21 protein-coding genes are annotated in these 25,199 nt (G+C 62.9%); 11 read left to right on the forward strand and 10 right to left on the reverse strand.

The genetic code is table 11. From position 1 onward, the window contains the following. The 7 genes from ACWKWE_RS26855 to fhuF all read left to right on the forward strand — a co-directional run. On the forward strand, positions 1 to 2,661 hold a 2,661-nt coding region (locus ACWKWE_RS26855; protein WP_483852198.1), incomplete at its 5' end, for a condensation domain-containing protein. Beyond that, the gene (locus ACWKWE_RS26860) at positions 2,654 to 4,063 is read left to right on the forward strand and encodes a diaminobutyrate--2-oxoglutarate transaminase (protein ID WP_483852199.1); all 1,410 of its coding nucleotides are present in this window, start codon (positions 2,654 to 2,656) and stop codon (positions 4,061 to 4,063) included. The genes ACWKWE_RS26855 and ACWKWE_RS26860, both read left to right, overlap by 8 nt. 167 nt (positions 4,064 to 4,230) lie before the next feature. Next, positions 4,231 to 6,429 carry a TonB-dependent siderophore receptor gene (locus tag ACWKWE_RS26865; protein WP_483852200.1) on the forward strand — a complete coding sequence of 733 codons (2,199 nt, stop codon included), beginning with the start codon at positions 4,231 to 4,233 and terminating at the stop codon, positions 6,427 to 6,429. 339 nt (positions 6,430 to 6,768) lie between these two features. Next, a complete protein-coding gene (locus ACWKWE_RS26870) occupies positions 6,769 to 6,969 on the forward strand; it encodes an MbtH family protein (protein ID WP_081569556.1) in 201 nt (66 codons plus the stop codon). Between the two features lie 47 nt (positions 6,970 to 7,016). Further along, positions 7,017 to 8,003, forward strand: a complete 987-nt coding sequence (locus ACWKWE_RS26875) for a TauD/TfdA family dioxygenase (protein WP_483852359.1) — start codon at positions 7,017 to 7,019, stop codon at positions 8,001 to 8,003. Positions 8,004 to 8,014: 11 nt separating this feature from the next. Continuing rightward, positions 8,015 to 8,848, forward strand: coding sequence for a formyltransferase family protein (locus ACWKWE_RS26880; protein WP_483852201.1), 834 nt, complete (start codon positions 8,015 to 8,017; stop codon positions 8,846 to 8,848). 42 nt (positions 8,849 to 8,890) lie between these two features. Further along, positions 8,891 to 9,628: a siderophore-iron reductase FhuF gene (gene fhuF / locus ACWKWE_RS26885; RefSeq protein ID WP_483852202.1), complete on the forward strand. Its 738-nt coding sequence runs from the start codon at positions 8,891 to 8,893 to the stop codon at positions 9,626 to 9,628. Positions 9,629 to 9,787: 159 nt separating this feature from the next. Here fhuF and ACWKWE_RS26890 read toward each other — a convergent pair whose 3' ends face one another. The 10 genes from ACWKWE_RS26890 to ACWKWE_RS26935 form a co-directional block, all read right to left on the reverse strand. Next, on the reverse strand, positions 9,788 to 10,621 hold the full coding sequence (locus tag ACWKWE_RS26890) for an oxidoreductase (RefSeq protein ID WP_166595195.1): 834 nt from the start codon (positions 10,619 to 10,621) through the stop codon (positions 9,788 to 9,790). Positions 10,622 to 10,885: 264 nt separating this feature from the next. Continuing rightward, positions 10,886 to 12,211 (reverse strand): MFS transporter, encoded by a 1,326-nt coding sequence (locus tag ACWKWE_RS26895; protein ID WP_341963983.1) that lies wholly within the window; start codon positions 12,209 to 12,211, stop codon positions 10,886 to 10,888. Positions 12,212 to 12,554: 343 nt separating this feature from the next. Next, positions 12,555 to 12,836 carry a hypothetical protein gene (locus ACWKWE_RS26900; RefSeq protein WP_341963984.1) on the reverse strand — a complete coding sequence of 94 codons (282 nt, stop codon included), beginning with the start codon at positions 12,834 to 12,836 and terminating at the stop codon, positions 12,555 to 12,557. Between the two features lie 90 nt (positions 12,837 to 12,926). Then, positions 12,927 to 13,667, reverse strand: coding sequence for a histidine utilization transcriptional repressor HutC (gene hutC / locus ACWKWE_RS26905; RefSeq protein ID WP_483852203.1), 741 nt, complete (start codon positions 13,665 to 13,667; stop codon positions 12,927 to 12,929). 130 nt (positions 13,668 to 13,797) lie between these two features. Next, a complete protein-coding gene (locus ACWKWE_RS26910) occupies positions 13,798 to 14,622 on the reverse strand; it encodes an amino acid ABC transporter ATP-binding protein (RefSeq protein ID WP_483852360.1) in 825 nt (274 codons plus the stop codon). Between the two features lie 79 nt (positions 14,623 to 14,701). Further along, positions 14,702 to 15,373 (reverse strand): amino acid ABC transporter permease, encoded by a 672-nt coding sequence (locus ACWKWE_RS26915; protein ID WP_166595199.1) that lies wholly within the window; start codon positions 15,371 to 15,373, stop codon positions 14,702 to 14,704. Beyond that, on the reverse strand, positions 15,370 to 16,029 hold the full coding sequence (locus ACWKWE_RS26920) for an amino acid ABC transporter permease (protein ID WP_401144001.1): 660 nt from the start codon (positions 16,027 to 16,029) through the stop codon (positions 15,370 to 15,372). The genes ACWKWE_RS26915 and ACWKWE_RS26920 overlap by 4 nt, the downstream gene beginning before the upstream one ends. 214 nt (positions 16,030 to 16,243) lie before the next feature. After that, the gene (locus tag ACWKWE_RS26925) at positions 16,244 to 17,095 is read right to left on the reverse strand and encodes a transporter substrate-binding domain-containing protein (protein ID WP_483852204.1); all 852 of its coding nucleotides are present in this window, start codon (positions 17,093 to 17,095) and stop codon (positions 16,244 to 16,246) included. 122 nt (positions 17,096 to 17,217) lie between these two features. After that, the gene (locus tag ACWKWE_RS26930; RefSeq protein WP_483852205.1) at positions 17,218 to 18,594 is read right to left on the reverse strand and encodes an FAD-binding oxidoreductase; all 1,377 of its coding nucleotides are present in this window, start codon (positions 18,592 to 18,594) and stop codon (positions 17,218 to 17,220) included. A gap of 4 nt (positions 18,595 to 18,598) precedes the next feature. Then, entirely contained in the window at positions 18,599 to 19,786 is a 1,188-nt protein-coding gene (locus tag ACWKWE_RS26935; protein WP_166595202.1) for an alpha-hydroxy acid oxidase, read from the reverse strand. Between the two features lie 327 nt (positions 19,787 to 20,113). On the opposite strand from ACWKWE_RS26935, the gene ACWKWE_RS26940 reads away from it, so the two are divergent. The 4 genes from ACWKWE_RS26940 (at position 20,114) to kdpB (ending at position 25,145) form a co-directional block, all read left to right on the forward strand. Continuing rightward, positions 20,114 to 21,073, forward strand: a complete 960-nt coding sequence (locus ACWKWE_RS26940; RefSeq protein WP_483852206.1) for an isopenicillin N synthase family dioxygenase — start codon at positions 20,114 to 20,116, stop codon at positions 21,071 to 21,073. A gap of 205 nt (positions 21,074 to 21,278) precedes the next feature. Next, positions 21,279 to 21,374, forward strand: coding sequence for a K(+)-transporting ATPase subunit F (gene kdpF / locus ACWKWE_RS26945; protein ID WP_037009437.1), 96 nt, complete (start codon positions 21,279 to 21,281; stop codon positions 21,372 to 21,374). Between the two features lie 5 nt (positions 21,375 to 21,379). Continuing rightward, positions 21,380 to 23,074: a potassium-transporting ATPase subunit KdpA gene (gene kdpA / locus ACWKWE_RS26950; protein ID WP_483852207.1), complete on the forward strand. Its 1,695-nt coding sequence runs from the start codon at positions 21,380 to 21,382 to the stop codon at positions 23,072 to 23,074. 10 nt (positions 23,075 to 23,084) lie between these two features. Then, a complete protein-coding gene (gene kdpB / locus ACWKWE_RS26955; RefSeq protein WP_483852208.1) occupies positions 23,085 to 25,145 on the forward strand; it encodes a potassium-transporting ATPase subunit KdpB in 2,061 nt (686 codons plus the stop codon). Positions 25,146 to 25,199 lie beyond the last annotated feature (54 nt).

The following is a 25,199-nucleotide window of genomic DNA, read 5'->3' on the forward strand; positions in this document are numbered from 1 at the left end:
ATCGATCACCAGATAAAGATTCGCGGTTTCCGCATCGAGGCCGGTGAAATCGAGGCGGCGTTGAAGGGTTGCGAGGGCGTGCGGGAGGCGTTGGTCATCGTCCGCGAAGGGGCAAGCGGCAAACAGCTGCTGGGCTATGTGGGCGGCGATGACGGTGGCAACGTCCTCAGCGAAGACAGCCTCAAGCAGCAACTGGGCCGCACGCTGCCGGAATACATGGTGCCCGCGCACATCGTGATCATGGAACGTCTGCCGCAGCTCCCCAACGGCAAGCTCGACCGCAACGCGCTGCCGAACCCGCAGATCAGCAGCCACGCCTTCGAAGCGCCTCAAGGCGAGCGCGAAACGCAATTGGCGCAGGTCTGGCAGCAGCTGCTGCGCATCGACTCCGTCAGCCGCCAGGACAGCTTTTTCGAGCTGGGCGGCGATTCGATTCAGTCGCTGGCAGTGATCACCCGCTTGCGTCAGGTCGGTTTGAAACTGGTGCCCAAGGACGTGTTCAGCCACCCCCGGTTGAAAGACCTGGCCCTGCGCCTGACAGCGGTTGAAGCCAGCGCGGAAGTGATCATCGAAGAAACACCCACCGGCGAACTGCCGCTGACGCCGATTCAGGCGCATTTCTTCGAACAGCCGATGATCAATCGGGGGCACTTCAATCAGGCGCTGCTGCTGGAGGTTCAGCGTCCGGTGGAGGCGTCGGTGCTGAGCCGTGCGCTGGACGCTGTGCTGCGTCACCACGACGGGCTGAACCTGCGCTTCACGCGGCGTGACGACGACACCTGGCAACAGGCGTATCGCCAGACCCAGGCCAGCGACAGCCTGTGGGTGCGTGATGTGGCCGATGACGCCGGGTTGACTGCGTTGTGTCAGGAGGCGCAACGCAGCCTCGATCTGGAAAACGGACCGCTGTTGCGACTGGTACTGGCGCAAACGGCTCAACGGCAACGCCTGTTGCTGGTGGCCCATCACCTGGTGGTCGATGGCGTGTCCTGGCGGGTGCTGCTGGAAGACCTGTCCCGGGCCTACGCGCAGCTGGCGTCGGACACGGCCGTCAATCTCGGTGCGAAACCCAGCAGCTATCAGCGTTGGGCGCAGCATCTGGTGCAGGCGGCGCAGGCCCCTGAACGCCAGGCCGAAGCCGCGTGGTGGGCCGCGCAAACAGAGCAGGGCGAGGGCGTCTGGCCGGTGGACCATGCTGAAGGTCGCGCCACCCAGCAAGACCTTGAACAGACTGAACTGCTATTGGACGCCGAGCTGACCCGTCGCCTGCTGCGCGAAGCCCCGGCGGCGCTGGAGGCGCGGGTGGATGAAATCCTGCTGGCCGCATTGGCTCAGGCCCTTGGCGGCTGGACCGGTCAACACGAGCACCTCATCGCGCTGGAAGGCCACGGCCGTGAAGCGCTCAGCGAAGGGCTGGACGTTGGCCGCACCGTGGGTTGGTTCACCAGCCTGTTCCCGGTGCGGGTCGAGGCCGGGAGCGACATTCGGCAGACCGTCGAGCAGGTGCGCTCTGTCGTACGGGGCCTGCCAGACAAAGGCGTCGGTTTCGGTCTGCTGCGTTACCTGGGCAGCGAGCCCGTGCGTCAACGACTGGCCGCGTTGCCGGAGCCGAAGGTGGTGTTCAACTACCTCGGCCAGTTCGATCAGGACCTGGGGGATGGCCGTTTCGCGCCGTCGAAGGTGCCTGCTGGTGACCTGATCGACCCGGCGACGCCGCTCAACCGCGAGCTGGAAATCAACGGTCAGGTCTTCGCCGGGCAGTTGGGGCTGACCTTCCGCTTCAGCAGTCAGCGTTATGAGCGTCAGACCATCGAGCGGCTGCAAGCGGCCTATCGCGCCGCGCTGGTGGCGTTGCTGGAGGGCCTGCCGATCAACGACGCCTCGCCAGTCGCTCAGGTCCAGGCGACGAGCAACCCTGGCACGCCGAACCCGCTGATCCGCCTGAGCAGCGGCGCCAGCGACAAGCCCGCCGTGTTCTGCGTGCACCCGGTCAGCGGCACGGTGGTGGGTTATTACGCGCTGGCGCGGCGTCTTTCGGCGCAGTGGGACGTGTGGGGGATTCAGAACCGTCAGGTGCTGGACGGCCAGTGGCGCGACACGTCCATCGAACAAATGGCCCGCGACTACGTCAAGGCGTTGCTGGAGCAGCAGCCCTCCGGGACGTATCGCCTGATCGGCTGGTCCATGGGCGGCACGATGGTGCTGGAAATGGCCCGTCTGCTGACCCGGCTGGGCAAGCGCGTGGAATTCGTCGGCCTGATCGACGGCTACGTGCCGGGCGCCGGGCAGCCGCGTCCACCGGTCCCTGAAACGGCGCCGCAGTCCCTGACTGACGGCGAGACTGAAGGCGACGAACACTGGCAGCAGTTGCTCGGCGTCGAGCGGCACATGCGCCAGTTGGCCAACCAATGCCGGGACATCCCCGCCCTCCGCGTGCCGGTGTACGCGTGGTGGGCCGAGCGGTCTCCGGAAAACAACGAAAACGCACCGGCTCTTCTGGAGCAGGGCATGGGTGGGCGCATGCAGGTTTCAGCCTGGATCGATGCCGACCACCTCTCGATCGTCCGTGATCAGTCGTTCATTACCCAATTGGCCGAGTCCCTCGCGCAGGTCAACGAGCGCCCTCAGTCCCACGATTTCCAGGAGCAGGAATATGCATAGCCCACACAACGTGACGTCCATTGGCGAGCTGAGCCCCGAGGCGGCACTGATCAACGCCGATTACCGGTTTGCGCCCACTGCGCGACTGGAGCGGCAGGCGGCCGTGGAATCCAACGCCCGCAGCTACCCACGCCGCATTCCGCTGGAACTCAAGCGCGCCCAGGGCATTCACGTGCAAGACAGCGAAGGGCGCTGGTTCATCGATTGCCTGGCCGGTGCGGGCACCCTCGCATTGGGCCACAACCACCCTGAGGTGGTGCAGTCGATGCGCGACTTGCTCGACGGCCAGCGCCCGCTGCACACCCTCGACTTGATGACCGAGGCCAAGGACGAATTCATCCGCGAGCTGTACGCCTTGCTCCCGCCTGAATTCGCCAAGGACGCGCGCATTCAATTCTGCGGCCCGGCAGGCACCGACGCGGTCGAGGCGGCGCTGAAACTGGTGCGCACCGCCACCGGGCGCAGCAACCTGATGGCTTTCCACGGCGCCTACCACGGCATGACCCAGGGCGCGCTGGGCCTGATGGGCAACCTGGGGCCAAAGGCGTATCTGGACGGCATGGCCTCGAACGCGCAATTCCTGCCGTTCCCCTACGACTACCGCTGCCCGTTCGGCGTGGGCGGTGAAGCGGGGGAACGCATCGGCCTGCATTACATCGAGAACCAACTGACCGACCCGGAAAGCGGTGTGCTGCCACCGGCCGGGATGATCCTCGAAACCCTGCAAGGAGAGGGCGGTGTGGTGCCGACGTCTGCCCACTGGTTGCGCGAGATTCGCCGCATCACCCACGACGCCGGGGTGCCGCTGATCCTCGATGAAATCCAGTGCGGCGTGGCGCGGACCGGCAAGCCGTTTGCCTTCCAGCACGCGGGCATCGTCCCGGACGTGTTGGTGCTGTCCAAGGCCATCGGCGGCAGTCAACCGATGGCGGTGGTGGTCTACAACAAGGCGCTGGACGTCTGGAAACCGGGTTCTCACGCTGGGACGTTCCGTGGCAACCAGCTGGCCATGGTCGCCGGTTCCACCACCCTGCGCATCGTGCGCGAACAGCAACTGGACCAGCACGCGGCGGCCATGGGCGAACGCTTGACCGGCCATCTGCGTGCCCTGCAAAAAGACTACCCGCAGATGGGCGACGTGCGTGGCATGGGCCTGATGCTCGGCGTGGAAATGGTCGATCCCGCAGGGCGTCCGGACCTGCTCGGGCGGTTCCCTCACAGCGGTGAGCTGGCGTCGAAGATTCAGCGCCACTGCTTGCAACGCGGGCTGATCATCGAGGTGGGTGGCCGTCACTCCAGCGTCATCCGTTTCCTGCCGCCGTTGATCGTCACGGCGACGCAGATCGATCAGATCGCCGACATCTTCAGTGCCGCTGTTTCGGCTGCCATCCACACCCGTTAAGCCCGTCCGTGTATCCGCGAAGTGACAAGGGAATGCACTTCGTTGTTTGTATTGAATACCAATAGTAATGAGAACGTTTCTCTGTTACATTTTCACGCTTTTTTGACATATGCAGTCAAAATTTGGGGCTTGAGGCCCCGTGTTTCTTCAAGGGAGGGGGAGTTCGGATGGTCAGCAACAACAAAAATCAATTCAAGGTGAAAGCCCTGGCAGCGCTGGTTGCAACAGTCGCGTGCCACGGTCTGGCATGGGCCGACGATGCCCCTGCGAAATCGGCGAAAGGGTCCACCATTCAATTGCAGAATTCGGTGGTGTCAGGTGAAGCCCCGGTGGCTGAAACGGACGTAGGCTATCAGGCGAAAAACAGCACGGCGGGCACCAAGACCAGCACGCCATTATCGGAAACCCCGCGTTCTGTATCGGTCGTGACACGTCAGCGCATGCAGGATCAGGCGTCCCAAACCCTGACCGACATCCTCGGCTACGTGCCGGGCATTTTCGCCCCACCGTTCGCGGTCGGCGACGGCCTGGCCGGTGACCTGTTCTCGATTCGCGGCTACAACGCCACCGACTACGGCTACGGTCTGCTCAAGGACGGCCTGCGTCTGCAAGGCAACCGCTACGACACCACCACCGAGCCGTATGGTCTGGAGCGCACCGAAGTGTTCCGGGGCCCGAGCTCGATCCTCTACGGCGAAAACGCGCCGGGCGGTCTGGTCAACCTGGTCAGCAAGCGCCCGACCGAAGTCGCGCAAGGCGAAGCCAAGTTCACCTACGGCAGCAACAACCGTCGTCAACTGAGCCTGGACGTCTCCGGCCCGCTGACCGACGACAACCGCATTCTGGGTCGTGTGGTCATGCTCGGCCGCAACGCCGACACCCAGGTCGATTCCGTGCCGGACGACCGCATTTACATCGCGCCGTCGATGACCTTCAACTTCGACGAAGACACCGCGCTGACCCTGCTGTCTTCCTACCAGCGCGACCGCACCAAACTGGAACTGGGCTACCCGGCGGCGGGCACGCTGCTGAACAACCCCAACGGCAAGATCGGCAAGAGCCAATTCAACGGCAACCCCAACTGGGACGATTTCGAGCGTGAAAGCTGGACCCTGGGCTACGAGTTCAGCCACCAGTTGAACGAGAACTGGCAGTTCCGCCAGAACTCGCGCTACATGGAATCGCGCATCGACCGCCACGAGACCTGGCCGAACAACCTGAACAACGGCGGCTTCGGCAGCACGTTGACCAGCACCGCGTACGACCGCGACAACAAATCCATCGCCTACTCGGTCGACAACCAGTTCGAAGGCCACTTCACCTCCGGCGCGCTGGACAACACCGTGCTGCTGGGCGCGAGCTACGACCGCACCTCGTTCAACCAGGATTGGGCGGCGGGCAACGGCGGTACGTTCAACGCCTTCAACCCGGTGTTCCCGGCGGGCAATCCACGGATGCTCGCAACGATCCAGAACTCGCAGCTCGACCAGCAGATGTACGGTTTGTACAGCCAGTTGCAGAGCAAGTACGACAACTGGATCTTCCTGCTCGGCGGTCGCCAGGACTTCGTGAACAGCAAATACCGCAACCGCGCCGGTACCACCAGCGGCGTGGCGGATCTGGACGGCTGGGATCACCGTTTCAGCTGGCAGACCGGCCTGATGTACCAGTTCGAAAACGGCATCTCGCCGTACGTCAGCTATTCGACGGCCTTCACTCCGGTGCAGCAGTCGTCGCAGCCGAATGGTGATTTGCTGCACCCGATCCTCAGCCATCAGTACGAAGCCGGTTTGAAAATCGAGCCGAAAGGCTGGAACACTACGTTCAGCGCAGCGGTGTTCGAACTCACCAAAACCGATGACGTCGTGGCCGGGTCCAACGGTTTCAGCCAGCAGGTGGGCGAGAGCAAGTCCAAGGGCATCGAACTGGAAGCCAACAGCGACATCACCCAGAACCTGAGCCTGACGGCGTCGTACACCTACACCGATGCACGGGTGACCAAGGATGCGCCGGGGTCGTTGTACGAGGATCACCAGTTGACCGGTATTCCGCGTAACCAGGCGTCAGGCTGGGCGACCTATCGTTTCCTCGACGGTCCGCTGAGTGGCTTCCGTGTGGGCGGTGGTGTGCGGTATTTCGACAACACCTTCGCGTACACCGCACCGACGTTGTACGGCAAGTTGAAGACCGGCGATGTGACGCTGGTGGATGCGTTGGTCGGGTATGACATCGACAAGCACTGGTCGGTGGATGTGAACGCGAAGAACCTGTTTGACAAGGAGTATGTCAGCGGCTGCAACAACGCCGGTCGTTGCTATTGGGGCGAAGAGCGCACCGTGTTGGGTACGGTGGCGTTCCGCTGGTAAGAATTGGCGGTTGAAGAGAAGGGCAGGCACGGGTGACGTGACTTGCCCTTTTTTGTTTTTGAATTGCGTTCATATCCATTTCATCGGATGTGGCTGATATCGGTTCCGCCCTTACGGCGGGTCACTTTCGAAAACGGGCCGGCACTCCGGCTTTTCGAAAGTGACCCGCCGGGGGGGCGGAAAGGTGAAGCAGTGTCGCCACCGCAAATGGATATACATGCATAACAACGCACCGCCTTTGATCCGCTTCAAGAAAAAACACTAATCATCCGCCCCCCTCATTCGTCTTCTAGATAAACCCGCATCACACGCGGCCACTCATCACGAAGAGGCAACCCCATGAGCTTTGACGGCGAAAACACCCAATTCCGCGTGGTCATCAACCACGAAGAACAGTACTCCATCTGGCCCGACTACAAAGCCATCCCCGAAGGCTGGAAAAGCGTCGGCGTCGAAGGCGACAAACAGACCTGCCTCAACTACATCGAAACCACCTGGACCGACATGCGGCCCCTGAGCCTGCGCAAGGCCATGGCCTGATTCACCCCCTTTTTGAACTGCTGCCCTGGAGCGTCTTGCCCATGAACATGAGCATGCTCACGCCACATACCCTCCACGTCGAAACCGGCTTCCCGCTGCGTGTCTACCCCGGCCAGACCGGCGCGACCCTGGCCGCCGAATTCGAATCCCTGCGCGGCGTGGTCGACCGGTTGCTCGAACGCGACGGCGCCATCCTGTTCAACGGCTTCAACAGTGAAGGCGTCGACGGCTTCCAGCGTTTCGCCGCCGCGTTCGGCCATCCGCTGCTCAACTATGAATTCGGCTCCACCCCGCGCAGTCAGGTGGACGGAAAGGGGGTCTACACCTCCACCGAATACCCGGCGCACCGCTCGATCCCGCTGCACAACGAACAGGCCTACACCAACGAGTGGCCCATGCGTATCTGGTTCTACTGCGCCAAGGCCGCCGCCAGCGGAGGCGAAACGCCGATTGCCGACAGCCGCGAAGTGTTCCGTCGGATCAATCCGGCCCTGCGCAAGCGCTTCGAAGAGAAGCGCCTGATGTACGTGCGCAACTACGGCAACGGCCTCGACCTGACCTGGCAACAGGTCTTCAACACCGAGCGCCACAGCGAGGTCGAGGGCTACTGCCGCAAGCGCGGCATTCAGTGCGACTGGAACGAAGACGGCGACCTGCGCACCCGACAACGCGTCCAGGGCGTTGCCCAACACCCGCGCACCCAGGACTGGGTCTGGTTCAACCAGGCGCACCTGTTCCACCTCTCCAACCTCGACCCTGAAATGCAGGAAATCCTGCTGGACACCGTCGGCGAGGAAGGCCTGCCGCGCAACGTCTATTACGGCGACGGCAGCCCGCTGGAAGACGACGCGCTGGCGGAAATTCGCGGCGTGCTCGGTGAGTGCGAAGTGGTCTTTCCCTGGCACACCGGCGACGTGCTGATGCTCGACAACATGCTCACCGCCCACTCGCGCAAGCCCTTCAGCGGTGAACGCAAGGTGGTCGTGGCAATGGCCGAAGGCGTCAATGGCGACGCGCTGCTCAACACCCCATGAGTTCGAAACCCATGCAAAAAACCAAACTGGTGTACGTCTGGTCGCTGCGCAATGGCGCGGCTGACAAGGCCGGTCAATACGTCGATTACCACGGCGAACAACGCTACATGAAGTCGCCGCTGGAGTATCTGGTGCAGGCGCTCAACGACACGCCACTGGGCGATCATTACTCGCTGGAAGGCATCATTTGCGACGACAACCCCGAGTCGGCGCGGGACCGCGAGAACATCAAGGACTACGGCTTTGGGCCGGGGCAGGGCGAGCACTGGTTCTACCCGGCGGACCTCAAGGTGCAGGGCCGTCCGGTCAACGATTTGCTGGAAAATGTCCCTTCGACGTATCGCGCCTTGCCGTTGGGCGACAGCCAGCGTCCGGCGGGGAAATCGGATTTCGAGCGACGCTTGGGCGAGCGTTTGCAGGGGCTGCAAGCCGAGGTCGTGGTCCTCGACGGGCTACTGGTCATCCTCGACGAACTGGTGCGGCCGGGTGCGGATTTTCATCGGCGCATCGTCAACATCCATCCGGGCATTACCCGTCTGGAATCGCCCTACGAACGTCGCGGCGCCTACGCCACCCTCGACGCGCTGTACGGCGCGCAGGGCAAGAAAGTCATCGACTGGAAGACCCGCGAAACCGTCGACATCCCGGTGGTGGACATGACCGGCGCTTCGTTCCATTACGTGGACAACGGCATCGATTCGGGCGAGGTGATTTTTGACGTCCTCGACACGCCGATTGCGCCGGACGACACCATCCTCGAACTGCGCTGGAACAACTTCAACAACAGCCTGTTCCCGGCGCTGGAGCAGGGGTTGCTGGTGTTGGCGCGGCGCCAGCCTCATTAACATCTGGCTGGAAAAAGCGGCGTCGACCCGGGGATTCGTGCAGTGATCCCTGCGCTGACGCCGTTGTTCATTGCCGATTTCGCGCACTACCGCGACGTGCTCGTGCTCGACGACGATCCGCGCCCAAGCGTACCGCTGAGCACCTTCTTCAGTTCGGGTGCATTCGACGACACCTTGACCCGTTTCGGCGAGCACTACCCCGACAGCGACCGACGTGGGCTGGCCTCGGTCTGGGCCAAGTATTACTGCGTCAAACTGATCCCGCCGGTGGTGGCGTCCTCGCTGATTCTTGACCACCGGCTGCCGCTGGACTTCGATGACTTGCAGCTGATGCTGGACGGGCAGGGCATGCCCCTGGGGTTCAAACTGCCCGATTCCGGTCGGCGATGGTCGCCTGAACCTGCCGATGGAGTTGAGCGTTTCGACGACCTGATCGAGCATCATCTGCGCCCCTTCATCGAGGGCGTCACGAGTCGCATACGGCTTTCACCCCATGTGCTGTGGAGCAACGCGGGCAATTACTTTGATTGGTTGCTGGGCGTGCTGGCGGGGGCGATGCCTCACGCCAACCTGCGCCATGGGCGTGACGTGCTGAACGCCAAACAACTGCCCGATGGCCGACGCAATCCGCTGTACCAGCCGGTGTGTTATCTCAAGGTCGAAGGGCAAACCGAATTGAGGCGCCAGCGGCGGGTGTGCTGTGTGCGGTATCTCGTCGGTGGGTTGGCGTACTGCGAGAGTTGCCCGGTGCTGCGCCGTCCGGAGCGGCAATCTGTTTAGCCCCAGGGCAAACGCGAAACCCTGTAGGAGTGAGCTTGCTCGCGAAGGCGTCGTATCAGTCGCCGCAGGAGGGACAACCCCACCGCTTTCGCGAGCAAGCTCACTCCTACAAGGGATCGGGGAGAGCCACACGTTCGGGCTGCCCCCACGCTCACCGCATCAAATATCCGTCGAGCGCGTCACGTCTTCCCACGCGGCAATCTCGGCTTCCAGTTGCGCCAGCTTGTCCCGCACCAGTTTCAACGCATCGCTGCCCAGCAACAAATGCGCGGGCGGTGCGTCGCTGGCGATCAGCGTCAGGATCGCGTTCGCGGCCTTGACCGGATCACCCGGTTGCTTGCCGCTGCGCTCTTCCCGGGCCTTGCGGATCGGGTTGAAAGACTCATCGTAATCGGCGATCTGCCGTGGCGAGCGCTGCATCGAGCGACCGGCCCAGTCGGTGCGGAATCCGCCCGGTGCGACCGCCGTCACGAACACGTTGAACGGCTTCAATTCCTTGCCCAGCGTTTCGGAAATGCCTTCCAGCGCGAACTTGCTGCCGTGGTAGAACGAGATACCCGGCATGGTGATGAAGCCGCCCATGGACGTGATGTTGATGATGTGCCCGCTGCGGCGCTGACGGAACAGCGGGACGAACGCTTTGGTGATCGCCACAGCGCCGAACACGTTGACGTCGAACTGATGACGCATTTCGTCCAGCGTCGACTCCTCGAACACCCCTTCGTGGCCGTAGCCTGCGTTGTTGACCAGCACGTCCACCGGGCCAAAGGCCTTGTCGACATCATTGACCACACTGTCGATGGCGGCGAATTCAGTCACGTCCAGCAGCACGCCGTGGGCGCGGCCGGGGGCCTGAGCTTCGAAACTTTCGATGGCGTCCTGATTGCGCAGCGTGCCGATGACCTTGTGTCCCGCGGCCAATGCCTGAGCGGCCAGTGCCTTGCCGAAACCTGTGCTGACACCGGTGATGAACAGGGTTTTTGTCGAACTCATAACGTTTCCCTCTCGAAGCGTGTTGCGGTTGCTGAAAGTCCCCATGGTAGGAACAGCAGACCGAAACCCGCTCACCCAGTTCTACGCGATGATTGCCTGATTCTGCCGTGGATATCGACAACACCACACGCCCTCTGTGGGAGCGAATTTATTCGCGAATGGATTCAGGCGGTGGAGACGGGTGGGGTGAACCGGCCCTTCGTCGGATTGCCGCCCAACATGAGGTCGCTCCCACAGGTTCTGTGCCGGTTGCCTGATCGGGGCTCAGACCCGAGGATTCGCCGTGTTTTTAGTCACCAACCGCAACCCGCTGGCAATACTGCCCACCGCCGCGAACCCCGCACCAATGCTCAACGCCAGCACTGGCCCGTGGGCGTTGGAAATGCCGAAACTCAACGCCACCAACGCCGCGCCGGTGGCTTGCCCGATCAAACGGGCGGTGGCAATGGTCCCGCTTGCGCCGCTGGAGCGTTCCTTCGGCGCGCTGGTCATCAGGGCTTTCTGGTTCGGCGCCTGGAAGAACCCGAAGCCGATGCCGCACAGAATCATCCGCACGATGATCGAGATCACGCTGGCGTCGGCCGGCATGGTCGCCAGGGAAATCATCCCGACGCAGAGCATCGCCAGCCCGATGCCGCCCAACAGCCCCGGCGGATAACGGTCCGACATACGCCCGGCAAACGGCGCGATCATCGCCACCACCACTGACCACGGCGTCATCAGAAACCCGGTCTGCACCGGGTCGCGGCCCAGCGTGGTTTCGAAAAAGAACGGCAGCGACACGAACGCCAGGCCTTGGGTCGCGAACGAGCAAAAGGCTGTCAGCGCCGAGAGGGCGAACATCGGGCGTTTCAACAGATCCAGCGGAAACATCGGCGCCGGGTGCCCGGCCTCGCGTTTGAGCATCGCCGCGCCGCCCACCAGAAAGATCGCCAGCGCAATCAACACGCTGCTCATCGACCCCAATTGCGCTGCCTGGCTCAAGGCGAAAATCAGGGCGCCGAAGGTGATGACGTTGAGGATTGCAGTCACGCGGTCGAAGGTCAGGCTGCCGGGTTTGGTCACCGGCAACGAATTCCAGGCGAACACCAGCGCGAAAATACCGATAGGCAAGTTGATCGCGAACAGCCACGGCCAATGGGCCACCGACAACACCAGCGAGGCGATGGTCGGGCCGATGGAGAACGACGTGCCGACCACCAGCGCGTTCATCCCCAGCCCGCGCCCGAGGCGTTCGGCGGGGAAGATCGAGCTGATCAGCCCGGCGTTGACGCTCATGATCGCGCTGGCGCCGATGCCTTGCAGCACGCGGGCCACGGTCAGGGTCGGCAACGACCAGGAAAAGGTGCACAACGCCGACGACACCACGAACAGGATCAGGCCGCCGAGGTACACCTTGCGCTGGCCCAACACCCCGCCCAGCGCCGCGAAGGGCAGCAGCGTTGCCACCGCCGCCAGTTGGTAGGCGTTGATGATCCACACCGACGCGGCGGGGGAAGCGTTGAGGTCGGCGGCAATGGCCGGCAGGGCGGTGTTGGCGATGGCCGTATCGAGGGTGGCGAGGGCGATGGACAGCAGAATCGCCACCATGCCGCGAAATTCGCGGGAGGAGAGTTTATCGCTGACGCGCGGCGGATTTTGAGGGGCGGGCTGAGGGACAGGTTGGACCATTATCGACAACGCTCCGGGAAAAAGTGCAAGCAGGGCTGCATACGCAACCAGAAGCGTGATGGTGCCGGTTTGTTAGGGGGCTATGCAATGGACAGAGCGCAGGAATTGAAGCGGATTATTGGATGATTCACCGGAGACAGACACGACGCATAAACCGGTGGGAGCGAATTCATTCGCGAGGGGCGGGTACATCCGAGGCATAGCTTGCGGCTGTACGTGCGTTTCGCGAATCGATTCGCTCTCACAGGGCCTGAATCCCGGTTTAACCCCCGGGCGTATCGATGTCCCGATCCGTCTCGCCCGTTTGCGACTCGTCCTTGGTCTTGTCCGGCGACTCATGCTCTTCCGGTTCGAAGTCCGGGGTGAAGCTGTTCTCGCCTGAACGGTTGCCGTTGTTCTCCTGGCTTTGCGCGCCGTTGTTGCTCTGGCTTTGCGACCCTCCCGACGCCGGTGGCTTGTCCTGACCCATGTGATTGTCAGGGGTGTCCGGGTCGATGGCCGGGTCGTTGCGGTCGTTGGTTTGACGCGTGTCTTGGGTAGCCATATGCACCTCTTCTTGATACCGGATTCTCCGGGGCTTACCGATATCGAGGGCATTGCGAGGCTGGCGTTCGATGAATCTGCCGAGCGGTTGTCAGCTGTCGCGGTAAGCGCCAGTCACGGGCAGGCGACTGCCGAGGCGATAGCGGGATGAAGGGTGAGCGAGGCGCACGTAGGTGACGACGCGGCCGTTGTTCCAGGTGCGGCGGATCAACACCAGACAGGGTTCGTCGGCCTCGATCTGCAGATACTTGAGCTCGTCGGGAGAGGGGTGGCTGGCCTCGACGATGTGCTCCATTTCGTCCGGCTGGATGATTTTCAGCAGGTAGCGCGCCGACTGCAAGGTGTCGCCAAAGGGCTGTTGGAGGAACTCCGGTGCGCTCTGCGGGTTGACGTAGCGGTCTTCCAGCTGGACCGCCACGTCGTCTTCATAATGCACGCACAGCAGATGAAACACCGACGCGCCGGTGGGCAACGACAGCGCTGATGCGATGGGCATCGACGCCGATTCCCGCGCCAGGTGCAGCACGTGGCAACGATAGCGGTGGCCCCGGGCGAGGATTTCATCGGCGATGTTGGTGATGTGCAGCAGGTTTGACTGCGGTTTGCTCTCGGCGACGAACGTACCGACCCCGGAGATTCGCAGCAGACGGCCTTCTTCGGTCAGCTCGCGCAGCGCCCGGTTGACCGTCATGCGCGACATGCCCAGCTCCAGCACCAGCCGGTTCTCCGACGGGATAAGGTCGCCCGGTTTCCATTCCCCGGACACCAGCTTGCCCTGCACGAAATCCTTGGCCTGGCGATACAGGGCCTGGGGTGCGGGTTTGTCCATCATTGACCTCCCAGGACCTGTAGGAGTGAGCTTGCTCGCGATGAAGATTTACCTGTCAACGCATGCGTCTCACACACCTCTATCGCGAGCAAGCTCACTCCTACAGGATTCGCGTGTATTCAGATCGACCCGTCTACGATTTTCCGTCCTGCCAAAACGCGTTGCGGTCCAGATAATTCTGCAAAAACTGCTGCAACCTCGGCTGTTCGGCGTTGTGGAAGATCTGCTGCGGTGTACCCCGGGCGACCACTTCGCCTTGATCGAGGAAGATCACCGAATCCGCCACCTGCGCGGCAAAGCCCATTTCGTGGGTCACCACGACCATGGTCATGCCTTCTTTGGCGAGGGTCTTCATCACCTGCAGCACTTCGCCCACCAGTTCCGGGTCCAGCGCCGAGGTCGGCTCATCGAACAGCATGATGTGCGGCTCCATCGCCAGCGCCCGGGCAATCGCCACGCGCTGCTGCTGACCGCCCGACAACTGCGCCGGGTAAGCCGTGGCCTTGTGCGCCAGACCGACCTTATCCAGCATCGCCATGCCGCGTTTGTTCGCCTCATCGGCGGACAATTTACGCACCCGGCGCAGTGCCTCACAGACGTTGCCGATGGCGGTCATGTGCGGCCACAGGTTGAACTGCTGGAACACCATGCCGACGTTGCGGCGCACCTGATTGATCTGCGATTGCGGCGCGCGGCGACGGCCCTTGTCGGTGTCCTGCCAGCCGAGCAACTGGCCTTCGATGTGAATCGAGCCTTCGTCGTATTCCTCAAGGAACGCCATGCTGCGCAACAGCGTGCTCTTGCCGGAACCGGACGGGCCGATCAGGCACACCACTTCCGAGCGCTGCACCTGCAAATCGATGCCCTTGAGCACGCGAAGGGTGCCGAAGCTTTTGCCGACCTTGTTCAGCGTCAGAATGGTGGGCTGCTCGCCGGGTAGGGTTGCCGAAGTCTTCATGCGTTCACCTTGTTTCTCGCGTGTATTGTCGGACACGGCGCCGCTGGGAATCAGGAGACTGTTCATAGGGTGGCTTCTTTCATCGGGCTTGCTTGTTCATGAAGCGGCCGACACGGCTTTCCAGGAACATGCCCAGCCGCGAGCACAGTTCCACCAGAATCAGATAGCCGATGCACAGCATCAGCAGGGTTTCGACGAAGGCGAAGGTCTCCGAGCCGATGCCGGTCAGGACCATCGTCAGCTCCGGAATGGTGATGATCGACAGCACGGCGGTCTCCTTGCACAGCACGGTGATCATGTTGATCAGCGCCGGAAGGATGATCACCAGCATCTGCGGCACCTGAATCCGCCAGATGCATTGCAGGCGGGTGATGCCCAGGCAATCCGCTGCTTCCAGTTGACCACGGGCGACCGAATCGAAACCGGAGCGGAAGATTTCGGCGAAGTACACGCTGCCGTACACCCCCAGCCCGAGGATGCCCGCCGGGATCGGATCGAGGCTCAGGCCGAACGACGGCCCGCCGTAATACACGAGGAACAACTGCACCAGAAATGGCGTGCTGCGGATCAGTTCGATGAACACCCGCAGCGGCGCGCGCACCAGGTTGTTGCCGAAGATTTGCGCGACGGCGATCAGCATGCCCAGCACGATGCCGAGCACCACACCGCTGCTCCAGGTGCCGAGGGTGACCAGAAAGCCCGAACCAATGTCGTCGAGGTGATCGGTGATGATTTTCGGGTCGAAGATCATGCGCCTTGCTCCTTCAACCGGCGTTCCAGCACGCCACCGAAATACGCCAGCGGGATGTTGATCAGGCAATAGAAGCCCGCGAGCATCAGGTAATCCTGCACGAACATGTAATCGCTGGCGGCGAGGTTTTGCGCGGTGCGGGTCAGGTCAGCCAGGCCAACCACCGACACCAGCGATGAGGCCTTGATCAGCAGGATCATTTCGTTGACCAGTGCAGGCAGGGTCAGGCGCACGGCCTGGGGCACGCGGATACGCACCAGCATCTGGCTGGCGCTCAGGCCCAGCAGACCGGCGGCTTCCAGTTGGCCGCCCGGAATGGCCAGGAATCCACCCCGCAGAATTTCAGCGGTATAGGCGCCCGCTGCCAGCGACAGGCCGATCACGGCGGCCACGGTGGGCGAGACGTTGGGCAGGCCGACGCGGGGCAGGAAGTAATAAATGAACAGCAATTGCACCAGCAGCGGAATGCCGCGGAACACGAAAATATAGGCCCCGCCCAAACGACGGAGCAGGGGAATCGGCGACAGGCGCAACGCCCCGACGACCACGCCAATGACGAAACCGATCGCCAGCGCGGCGATGGACACCTGCAACGTCACCCACAAGGCGCCGAGCAATAAAGGTGCGTTCTGTTGCAGCAAGGGCCAATCAAACACGGTGTGACTCCAGCTGTGGATCGACGCTTATGGAAAATCTCGGCAGTCAGATCGCGCTCAATCTTGACCACTGCTAAAAACACTGTAGGAGTGAGCTTGCTCGCGATAGCAGTGGGTAAAACACATCATCGGCTATAACCAAGCTCCCATCGCGAGCAAGCTCACTCCTACAGAGAGGTGCGTCCTTCCCGCGAAAATGGAACGACGCCAAGGCTTACCAGGTCGGTTCGAAATCACCCTTCGGCACGTCCATCTCGGCGCCCAGCCATTTTTTCTGCAGGGCAGCCAGGCGGCCGTCGTCGTGCATTTTGTTCACGGCGGCATCGAGCGCGGCGATCAGGCTGTCGGCATCGGCGTCCTTGCGGCCCAGGTAGGCGAAGTAGGATTTCTTGCCGAACGGCGGCTGCACCACTTTGTACAGATTGGCTTTCTGTGCGGCGACGAACGAGATGTTTGGCAGCGAGTTGGCCACCGCGACAATACGCTTGGCGGCGAGGTCAGCGTAGGCCTGGTTGTTGTCGACGTATTCGCGAATGGTGACCTTCTCCGGCAGGGTCGCGGCGAAGGTTTTCAGCTCTTCCAGTTGCGCCGAGCCTTTGCCTGCACCCACGGTCTTGCCCGCGATGTCTTCAGGCTTCTTGATGCTGTCGTCCTTGGCGCCGACCATCAGCGCCACGGTCGCTTCGGCAATCGGCGAGACGAAGTGGTAACGCTCCTTGCGCGCCTTGGTCACGATGATCGGACCGGCCACGACGTCGAATTTCTTCGCTTCCAGGCCCGGCAGCACGCTTGGCCATGGCAGGTCGAGGAACTTGATCTTGACCCCCAGTTCTTTGCCCAGCTCGGCGAACAGTTCGGCGTTCAGGCCCTGCTGTTTGCCCGCCTCGAGAAAGTCGAACGGCGCGAACTGCATTTCCGTACCGACCACCAGCTCACCGGCTTTCTTTACGTCGGCCAACTGGTCGGCGTGGGCGGCCAGAGGCAACAGGGCGAGTGCCACTGCCATGCTCAGGCGTTTGACTGTCTTGTTGAACACGTGTGTACCGAAGCGGGAATCGAGTTGCATGGGGTCACTCCTCATTCATCAGATGCAGTGTTGTGTCGTCGTGATCGGGGTCAGGTGGAACGGTTGTGTGATGTGAATGTGCAGTTAGCGTGCCATACCGGTCTATACAACCCGCCCAGCGTTCAACCGAAGATTTTTCCCGGATTCAAAATGCCGTTGGGGTCAAAGCTGCGCTTGAGCTCGGCCATGGTTTGCAACGCTTCGGCGCTCACGGAGTGGTGCAGAAACTCGCGCTTGAGCAGGCCGATGCCATGCTCCGCCGACACCGCGCCGCCCAACTGGCCCACCGCGCGGTACACCAAATCTTCGATTTCAAAGACCGGCGCGGGCTGGGGCAGGCTGTTAAGGTCTACGGTCAGGTGCAGGTTGCTGTCACCGATGTGGCCGAAATACACGCTGTGATTGCCTGGCCAGCGCAGGTCCAGACGCTGGCGACACAGGTCGGCGAATTCGCCGATCTGGCCGATGGGCAGGCTGATGTCGAAGTTCAGCGGTGTGAGGCGAACCGGGAATTCGCCGGTGGCTTCGCGAATCGTCCACAGGCTGCGGGCCTGGGTCTGGGAACTGGCGAGGATCGCATCCACCACTTCACCGGCCTCAAGGGCCGCGTTCAACGTCTGTTCCAGCACCTCGGCACTGGCCGATGATTCCAGCAGCACGTACAGCGGATGATGATCGGGCATCGGCGCGACGGGGTTTTCCAGCCATGACACGCCCATGCGGTAGAAGTCCTGCCACATCAATTCGTAGGCTTGCGGCGTCCCGGCGCTGCGCTGCACACGACGCAAAAAGGCGACGGCGCTGGCGTAGTCGGGCAGGGCGCACAACAACGTGGTGCTGTGGCCGGGTTGCGGCGCCATTTTCAGCACGGCGCGGGTGATCACCCCAAGAGTGCCTTCGCTGCCGATGAAGCACTGTTTCAGGTCATAACCGCAGTTGTTCTTGATCATCTTGTTCATCAGGTTCAACACGCGACCGTCGGCCAGCACCACTTCCAGGCCGAGCACCAGATCGCGGGTCATGCCGTAGCGAATCACCGCGTTGCCCCCGGCATTGGTCGCGATGTTGCCGCCGATCTGGCACGAACCCCGCGCACCCAGATCCAGCGGGAACAGATAGCCCGCGTCGGCCACTGCCTGTTGAATCGCCTGCAACGTGGTGCCCGCCTTGACGGTGACGGTGGCCGCCGCTTCGTCGATCTCTTCGATGCCTTGCAAGCGGTCCAGCGACAGCGCGAAGTCGGTGGGACGCGGGACCGCGCCGCCTGCCAGACCGGTCATGCCGCCTTGGGGCACCACCGATTGGCGCGCCGCGTTGCAGATGCGCAGGGCCGTGGCGACTTGCTCGGTGTCCGTGGGCAGGATCAAGGCCGCAGGGCAGGCGGGCGCGTGGCGGGTCCAGTCGGTGTGGTGACGCGGGCTGATGGCGTCGCCGGTCAGCACCTGGGCATCGCCCAACGCAGCGCGTAATGCTTTGAGGGTGTGTTGCACGTCACTCATGGGGTCAACTCACGGAAAAGGTCGCGTCAGCCTTCGGGCTCACACGCAATTGATTCAGGTCTGGCTGGCCGAGCAAGGTCAGGGCCAGGTGCAGTTCCCGGCTCAGCAGGTCCAGCGCATGCCCGGCACCTGCCTGACCACCGACCGCTACGCCATATAAGGTGGCGCGGCCCAGCAGCACGGCGTCGGCGCCCAGCGCGCAGGCCTTGAGAATGTCGGTGCCGCGACGAATGCCGCTGTCCAGCAGAATGCTCAACTTGCCCTTGGCCACATCCGCGATGGCGGGCAGGCAATCGAGGCTGGCGGGCACGCCGTCCAGCTGTCGGCCGCCGTGGTTGGTAACGACAATGCCGTCCAGCCCCAGCTGCACGGCCTGTTCGGCGTCCTGCGGATGCATCACGCCCTTGAGCAGCAGGCGATGAGGCCAGCGGTCGCGCAGGCGGGCGAGGAAGTCCCAGCTCAGCTGATTCTCCATCTTCGCGCCGATGAAATGCGCGGCGCCTGCGGCATTGCGCTGATCGGCGGGCAGGTAGCGGTCGAGGTTGGCCATGCTTGGCATGCCGTGGGGCCAGAGGGTTTGCCGGACCCAGCGCGGGCGGCGCAACACGTCGAGCTTGTTGCGCAGGCTCAACTGGCGTGGCCGGGAGAAATTGCGTTTGTCCCATTCGCGATTGCCCAGCAGCACGGCGTCGGTGGTCAGCAGCAGCGTGCGACAGCCCACGGCGTCAGCCCGTGCGAGCAAGTCTTCCTGCACTTGCGGGTCGCTCATGGCGTAGAGCTGAAACCACAGGTTGACGTCCGGGACGGCCGCGACAATCTGCTCCAGCGAGCTGGTCGACACGGTGCTGAGGGTGAACGGCAGGCCGCGCTCGGTGGCGGCCCGGGCCAGGTGAATGTCGGCGTCGCGGTGCAGCATGCCGTTGTAGCCGGTGGGGGCGATCACCATCGGCATGGGCTGTTCGCGCCCGAACAGGGTGCGGCGTGTGTCGGGCGTCTTCCACGGCACCAGTGTGCGCGGCAACAGGCTGACGTCTGCGAAGGCCTGACGGTTACGGGCCAGGGTCAGCTCTTCTTCAGCGCCACCATTGAGGTATTCCCACGCGAAATGCGGCAGCCGCCGACGGGCCATGTCGGCCAGTTCGGCAATGCTGTGCGCGCGCAGGCAATCGGAACCGGTGTGATAACGACGCATGGGAGTCCTTGGACGAGCTGTATAGACAGCTGAGGCAAGATGCAGGCCAGTTGAGATTAGCCAGTACGCCCCCGTGGCAGGGCTGTTCGATCTTGGGGCAGTGACAGCGATGTCACCAAAAGTTGCACCGAATGAATTCGGCGTGCACGTTGCTGGGGCGTTGCGAAACCTGACGTGCACTCACGACACGGTCACGGTGAGCGCTATTGGAGGTTGCCACCGTGGGGAAGGGGCTATCTGACGCACCCCATTCGTCTAAAAGACGCGCGGCATACAAAATGCTTCTTCCTGTCTATACAGCCCTATTTCCCTCTCACAGGAGCCCCCATGACTGTCACTGCCAATCTCCCGCTGATCGACATGGCCGGTGTCCGCGAAGGCGACGAGGCCGCGCTGCATCGCGCCGGCGAGGCCATTCGCAAGGCCTGTAGCGAAACGGGGTTTTTTTACATCATTAACCACGGTGTGCCGCAGGCGGTGATCGATGCGGCGATGGCGGCGGCGAAAACCTTCTTTGCCTTCCCGCCCGACGTGAAACGCCAGGTGGCGGTGAACAAACGCCATCGCGGCTGGCACGCGTTGGGCGGGGCGTTGATGTACGAGGCGACCAAGCCGGATTTCAAGGAATTCTTCAGCATGGGGCTGGAGCTGCCGGAAGACGATTCGTGCGTCCTGGCGGGGGAGGCGCTGCGCGGGCCGAACCAGTGGCCGGATTTCATGCCGGAACTGCGCCTGGCGCTGGACGCCTATTACGAGGCCATCGGCCGTGCAGGCGCGGATTTGCTCAGGGCTGTAGCCGTGGGGCTGGGCATCGAGCCGGAGTTTTTTTCGCCGAAATACGGCAAGCGTTTGCAGCGCACGCAGATGGTGTATTACCCGCCGCATCCCCCGATGGCAGAGTCCGATCAGTTCGGCGTCGCGCCGCACACTGATTACGGGTGCATCACGTTGTTGTATCAGGACAACAGCGGCGGGTTGCAAGTGCGTGAACTGTCCACTGACAGCTGGATCGATGCGACGCCGATCGAAGGCAGCCTGGTGGTGAACGTGGGGGATCTGTTGGCGCGCTGGTCCAACGACCGCTTCCGCTCGACGTTGCACCGGGTCATCAATAGGTCCGGGCATGAACGGTATTCGATTGCGACGTTTTACGACCCGACGTTCAGTGCGGTGGTCGATCCCTGTGACCTGGGCGTGGACACCGGGTCATACCCTCCGGTGACGGCCGGGGCCTATATATTGAAGCGGATCGATGATTCGATGGCCTACCGAAAAAAGGCGCAATAACGCCGTTTCATTGAGTCGACGCCCCAAAGCCGACTCACTGCCGCACCCGCGGCGCACGAGCCTTTGCTGACGGGCCTCGATCCCGTCTGCGCATGACTCTTTACGCTTTCTTTATGGGTTTGGCGCCCCGTCGATCTCGTTCCTTTACACCCTCCGATCCGACAATTCCCTCACACGGCAGTCGCCGTATGACGGAGAGTTTTTCATGAGCGTTCTGGATGGGGTGTCTCTGCTGTTGGCGGCAGGGTTGTTCGTGTATTTGCTGGTGGCGCTGCTGCGTGCCGGCCGGGTCGAGGAGTGACGGCCATGCACGGGTATGACTATCTGCTGATTCTGGCGTTCTTCGCGCTGGTGCTAGTGCCCGCGCCGCTGTTGGGCCGCTTCTATTACAAGGTCATGGAAGGCAAGCGCACGTGGCTGAGCCCGGTGATGGGGCCGGTGGAGCGTGTGTGTTATCGCCTGTCCGGCGTCGATCCCACGGTCGAGCACAACTGGAAAACCTACACACTGGCGCTGCTGGCGTTCAACCTGGCGGGCTTTGTCGTGCTGTTCGCGATTTTGCTGTTCCAGGGCGCGCTGCCCCTCAACCCCCAAGGCCTGCCGGGGATGGAGTGGTCGCTGGCGTTCAACACGGCAATGAGTTTTGTCACCAACACCAACTGGCAGAGCTACAGCGGCGAATCGTCCCTGAGCTACCTGAGCCAGATGGCGGGCCTGACGGTGCAGAACTTCGTCAGCGCCGCCACCGGCATTGCCGTGCTGGTCGCGTTCTGTCGCGGGATTGCCCGTCGCTCGACGCAGCACCTCGGCAACTTCTGGGCCGACATGACCCGCGCCACCCTCTACGGCCTGCTGCCGCTGTGCATCGTGCTGGCGCTGTTTCTGGTCTGGCAGGGCGTGCCGCAAACCTTCGCCCATTACGTCGATGCCGTGACGCTGCAAGGCGCCGACCAGACAATTCCCCTCGGCCCGGCCGCCAGCCAGATCGCGATCAAGCAACTGGGCACCAACGGCGGCGGCTTCTTCGGCGTCAACTCCGCGCACCCGTTCGAGAACCCCACCGCGTGGAGCAACCTGTTCGAGATGGCATCGATCATTTTGATCCCGGTGGCGCTGGTGTTCACCTTCGGCCATTACGTCAAAGACCTGCGCCAGAGCCGCGCCATTCTGGCCTGCATGCTGGTGCTGTTCCTGATCGGCGGGGCCACGGCGTTGTGGGCTGAATACCAACCCAACCCAACGCTGAACCTGGCATCGGTGGAGCAGACCGCGCCGATGGAAGGCAAGGAAACCCGCTTCGGCACCACCGCCACGGTGCTGTGGGCGACCACCACGACAGCGGCCTCAAACGGTTCGGTCAACGGCATGCACGACAGCCTCAATCCGCTGACCGGCATGATCGCCCTGGCCAACATGATGGTCGGCGAAGTGATCTTCGGCGGCGTCGGCGCGGGGTTGTACGGGATGCTGCTGAACGTGCTGATCGCCGTGTTTCTCGCCGGATTGATGATTGGCCGCACCCCGGAATACCTCGGCAAGAAATTGCAGGCCCGAGAAGTGAAACTGCTGGTGGCGACGTTGATCGTCATGCCCGTCGGTGTGCTGGTGTTCGGTGCGCTGGCGGCGTCGTTGCCCGGTCCTGCCGGGGCGGTGAGCAACCCCGGCGCCCACGGCTTCAGCCAACTGCTGTACACCTACACCTCGGCCACGGCGAACAATGGCTCGGCGTTCGGCGGGTTCAGCGCCAACACCCTGTTCCACAACCTGATGCTCAGCCTGTCGATGTTCATCGGCCGCTTCGGTTACATCCTGCCGGTGCTGGCGCTGGCCGGGAGTCTGGCGGCGAAAAAGACCGCGCCCCTTGGCCTGAACAGCTTCCCGACCCACGGCCCGCTGTTCGTCACCCTGTTGACCGTGACCATTTTGCTGGTGGGGGGCCTCACGTTTCTGCCGACCCTGGCGTTGGGACCGATTGCCGAACACTTGAGCCTGGGCTTCTGAGGACCGAATCATGAACATGCATGCGCCTGTGACAAAGCACCCCGAGCACACCGCCGAACCTGCGAAAACCGCCATCGCTGCCTTGTGGCGTCCGGCGTTGGTTCAGGCCTTCGTCAAACTCGACCCGCGTCAGTTGCAACGTGCGCCGGTGATGCTGGTGGTCGAGCTGACCGCGATCCTCACCACCATCCTGTGCCTGATCCCCAACCCGGCCGTGCCGACCTTCGTCGCGGTGCAGATTGCGGTGTGGCTGTGGTTCACCGTGCTGTTCGCCAACTTCGCCGAAGCCTTGGCCGAGGGACGTGGCAAAGCACGGGCCGACAGCCTCAAGGCCGGGAGCGAAGGCCTGAAAGCCCGCCTGCAAGGGGCGAACGGCGCGTTTATCACGGTCAACGCCAGCACCTTGCGCAGGGGCGACGTGGTGCGCGTCGAAGCGGGGGAGCTGATTCCCGGCGACGGCGAGGTCATCGAAGGCATCGCGGCGGTGAACGAAGCGGCGATCACCGGGGAATCCGCGCCGGTGATTCGCGAGTCCGGCGGCGACCGTTCGGCGGTCACTGGCAACACCCGGCTGGTCTCGGACTGGCTACTGGTACGCATCAGCGCCAACCCCGGCGAGTCAACGCTGGACCGCATGATTGCGCTGGTGGAAGGCGCCAAACGCCAGAAAACCCCCAACGAAGTCGCGCTGGACATCCTGCTGATCGGCCTGACCCTGATCTTTCTGCTGGTGGTCGTGACCCTGCAACCCTTTGCCCATTTCGCCGGGGGCAGCCTGCCGCTGGTGTTTCTGGTGGCGTTGCTGGTGACGCTGATTCCCACCACCATCGGCGGCCTGCTGTCGGCCATCGGCATCGCGGGGATGGACCGCCTGGTGCGCCTGAACGTCATCGCCAAATCCGGCCGGGCCGTGGAAGCGGCGGGGGATGTGCACGTGTTGCTGCTGGACAAGACCGGCACCATCACCTTCGGTAATCGTCGCTGCGCAGCGGTCTATGCGGCGCCCGGCGTAAGTGGCAAGGAGCTGAGCGAAGGCACGCTGCTGGCCTCGCTGGCCGACGACACCGCCGAGGGCAAATCCATCGTCGAGTACCTGCGGGGCCTGCACCCCATGGCCGAGCCTGTGCTGAGCCAGTTGACCGCCGTGCCGTTCAGCGCTGAAACGCGCTTGTCCGGGGTGGATTTCAACGGCCGCGTGTACCGCAAAGGCGCCGTGGATTCGCTGCTGACATTCATTGGCCGTGACCGCGCCGACCTGCCGCAAAGCCTGGCCCGAGAGATCGACAAGATCGCCAAGACCGGGGGCACGCCGCTGCTGGTCTCGGTCGACAACACGCTGCTGGGCGCGATTCACCTCAAGGACGTGGTCAAGCCAGGCATCCGCGAGCGTTTTGATGAGCTGCGCAAACTGGGAATTCGCACGGTCATGGTCACCGGCGACAACCCGCTGACCGCCGCCGCCATTGCTGCTGAAGCGGGGGTGGACGACGTGCTGGCCGAAGCCACGCCGGAGAAAAAACTGGAGCGCATTCGTCAGGAACAGAACGACGGGCGTCTGGTGGCGATGTGCGGCGACGGCGCCAACGACGCTCCGGCGCTGGCCCAGGCGGACGTCGGCATGGCGATGAACGACGGCACCCAGGCGGCGCGGGAAGCGGCCAATATGGTCGATCTGGACAGCGACCCCACCAAGCTGCTGGACGTGGTGCAAGTGGGCAAGGAATTGCTGGTCACCCGAGGTGCGCTGACCACGTTCTCCATCGCCAACGACGTGGCCAAATACTTCGCGATCCTGCCCGCGCTGTTCGCGGCGATCTACCCGCAATTGGGCGTGCTCAACATCATGGGTTTGGCGAGCCCGCAGAGCGCGATTCTGTCGGCCATCGTGTTCAACGCGCTGATCATCGTGGTGCTGATTCCGCTGGCCTTGCGCGGCGTGCGGGTGCAGGCGGCGAGTGCGGCGCACCTGCTCCGTCGCAACCTTCTGATCTACGGGCTGGGGGGGATTCTCGTGCCGTTCGTGGGGATCAAGGCGATCGACCTGCTGTTGACCGGCCTGCATCTGGTGTAAGCGCTGTTTTTCGGCGGCGGGGTGGCGTGTCCTGCCTCGTCGCGACCCGATTTG

This window comes from Pseudomonas salicis, from assembly GCF_057128705.1.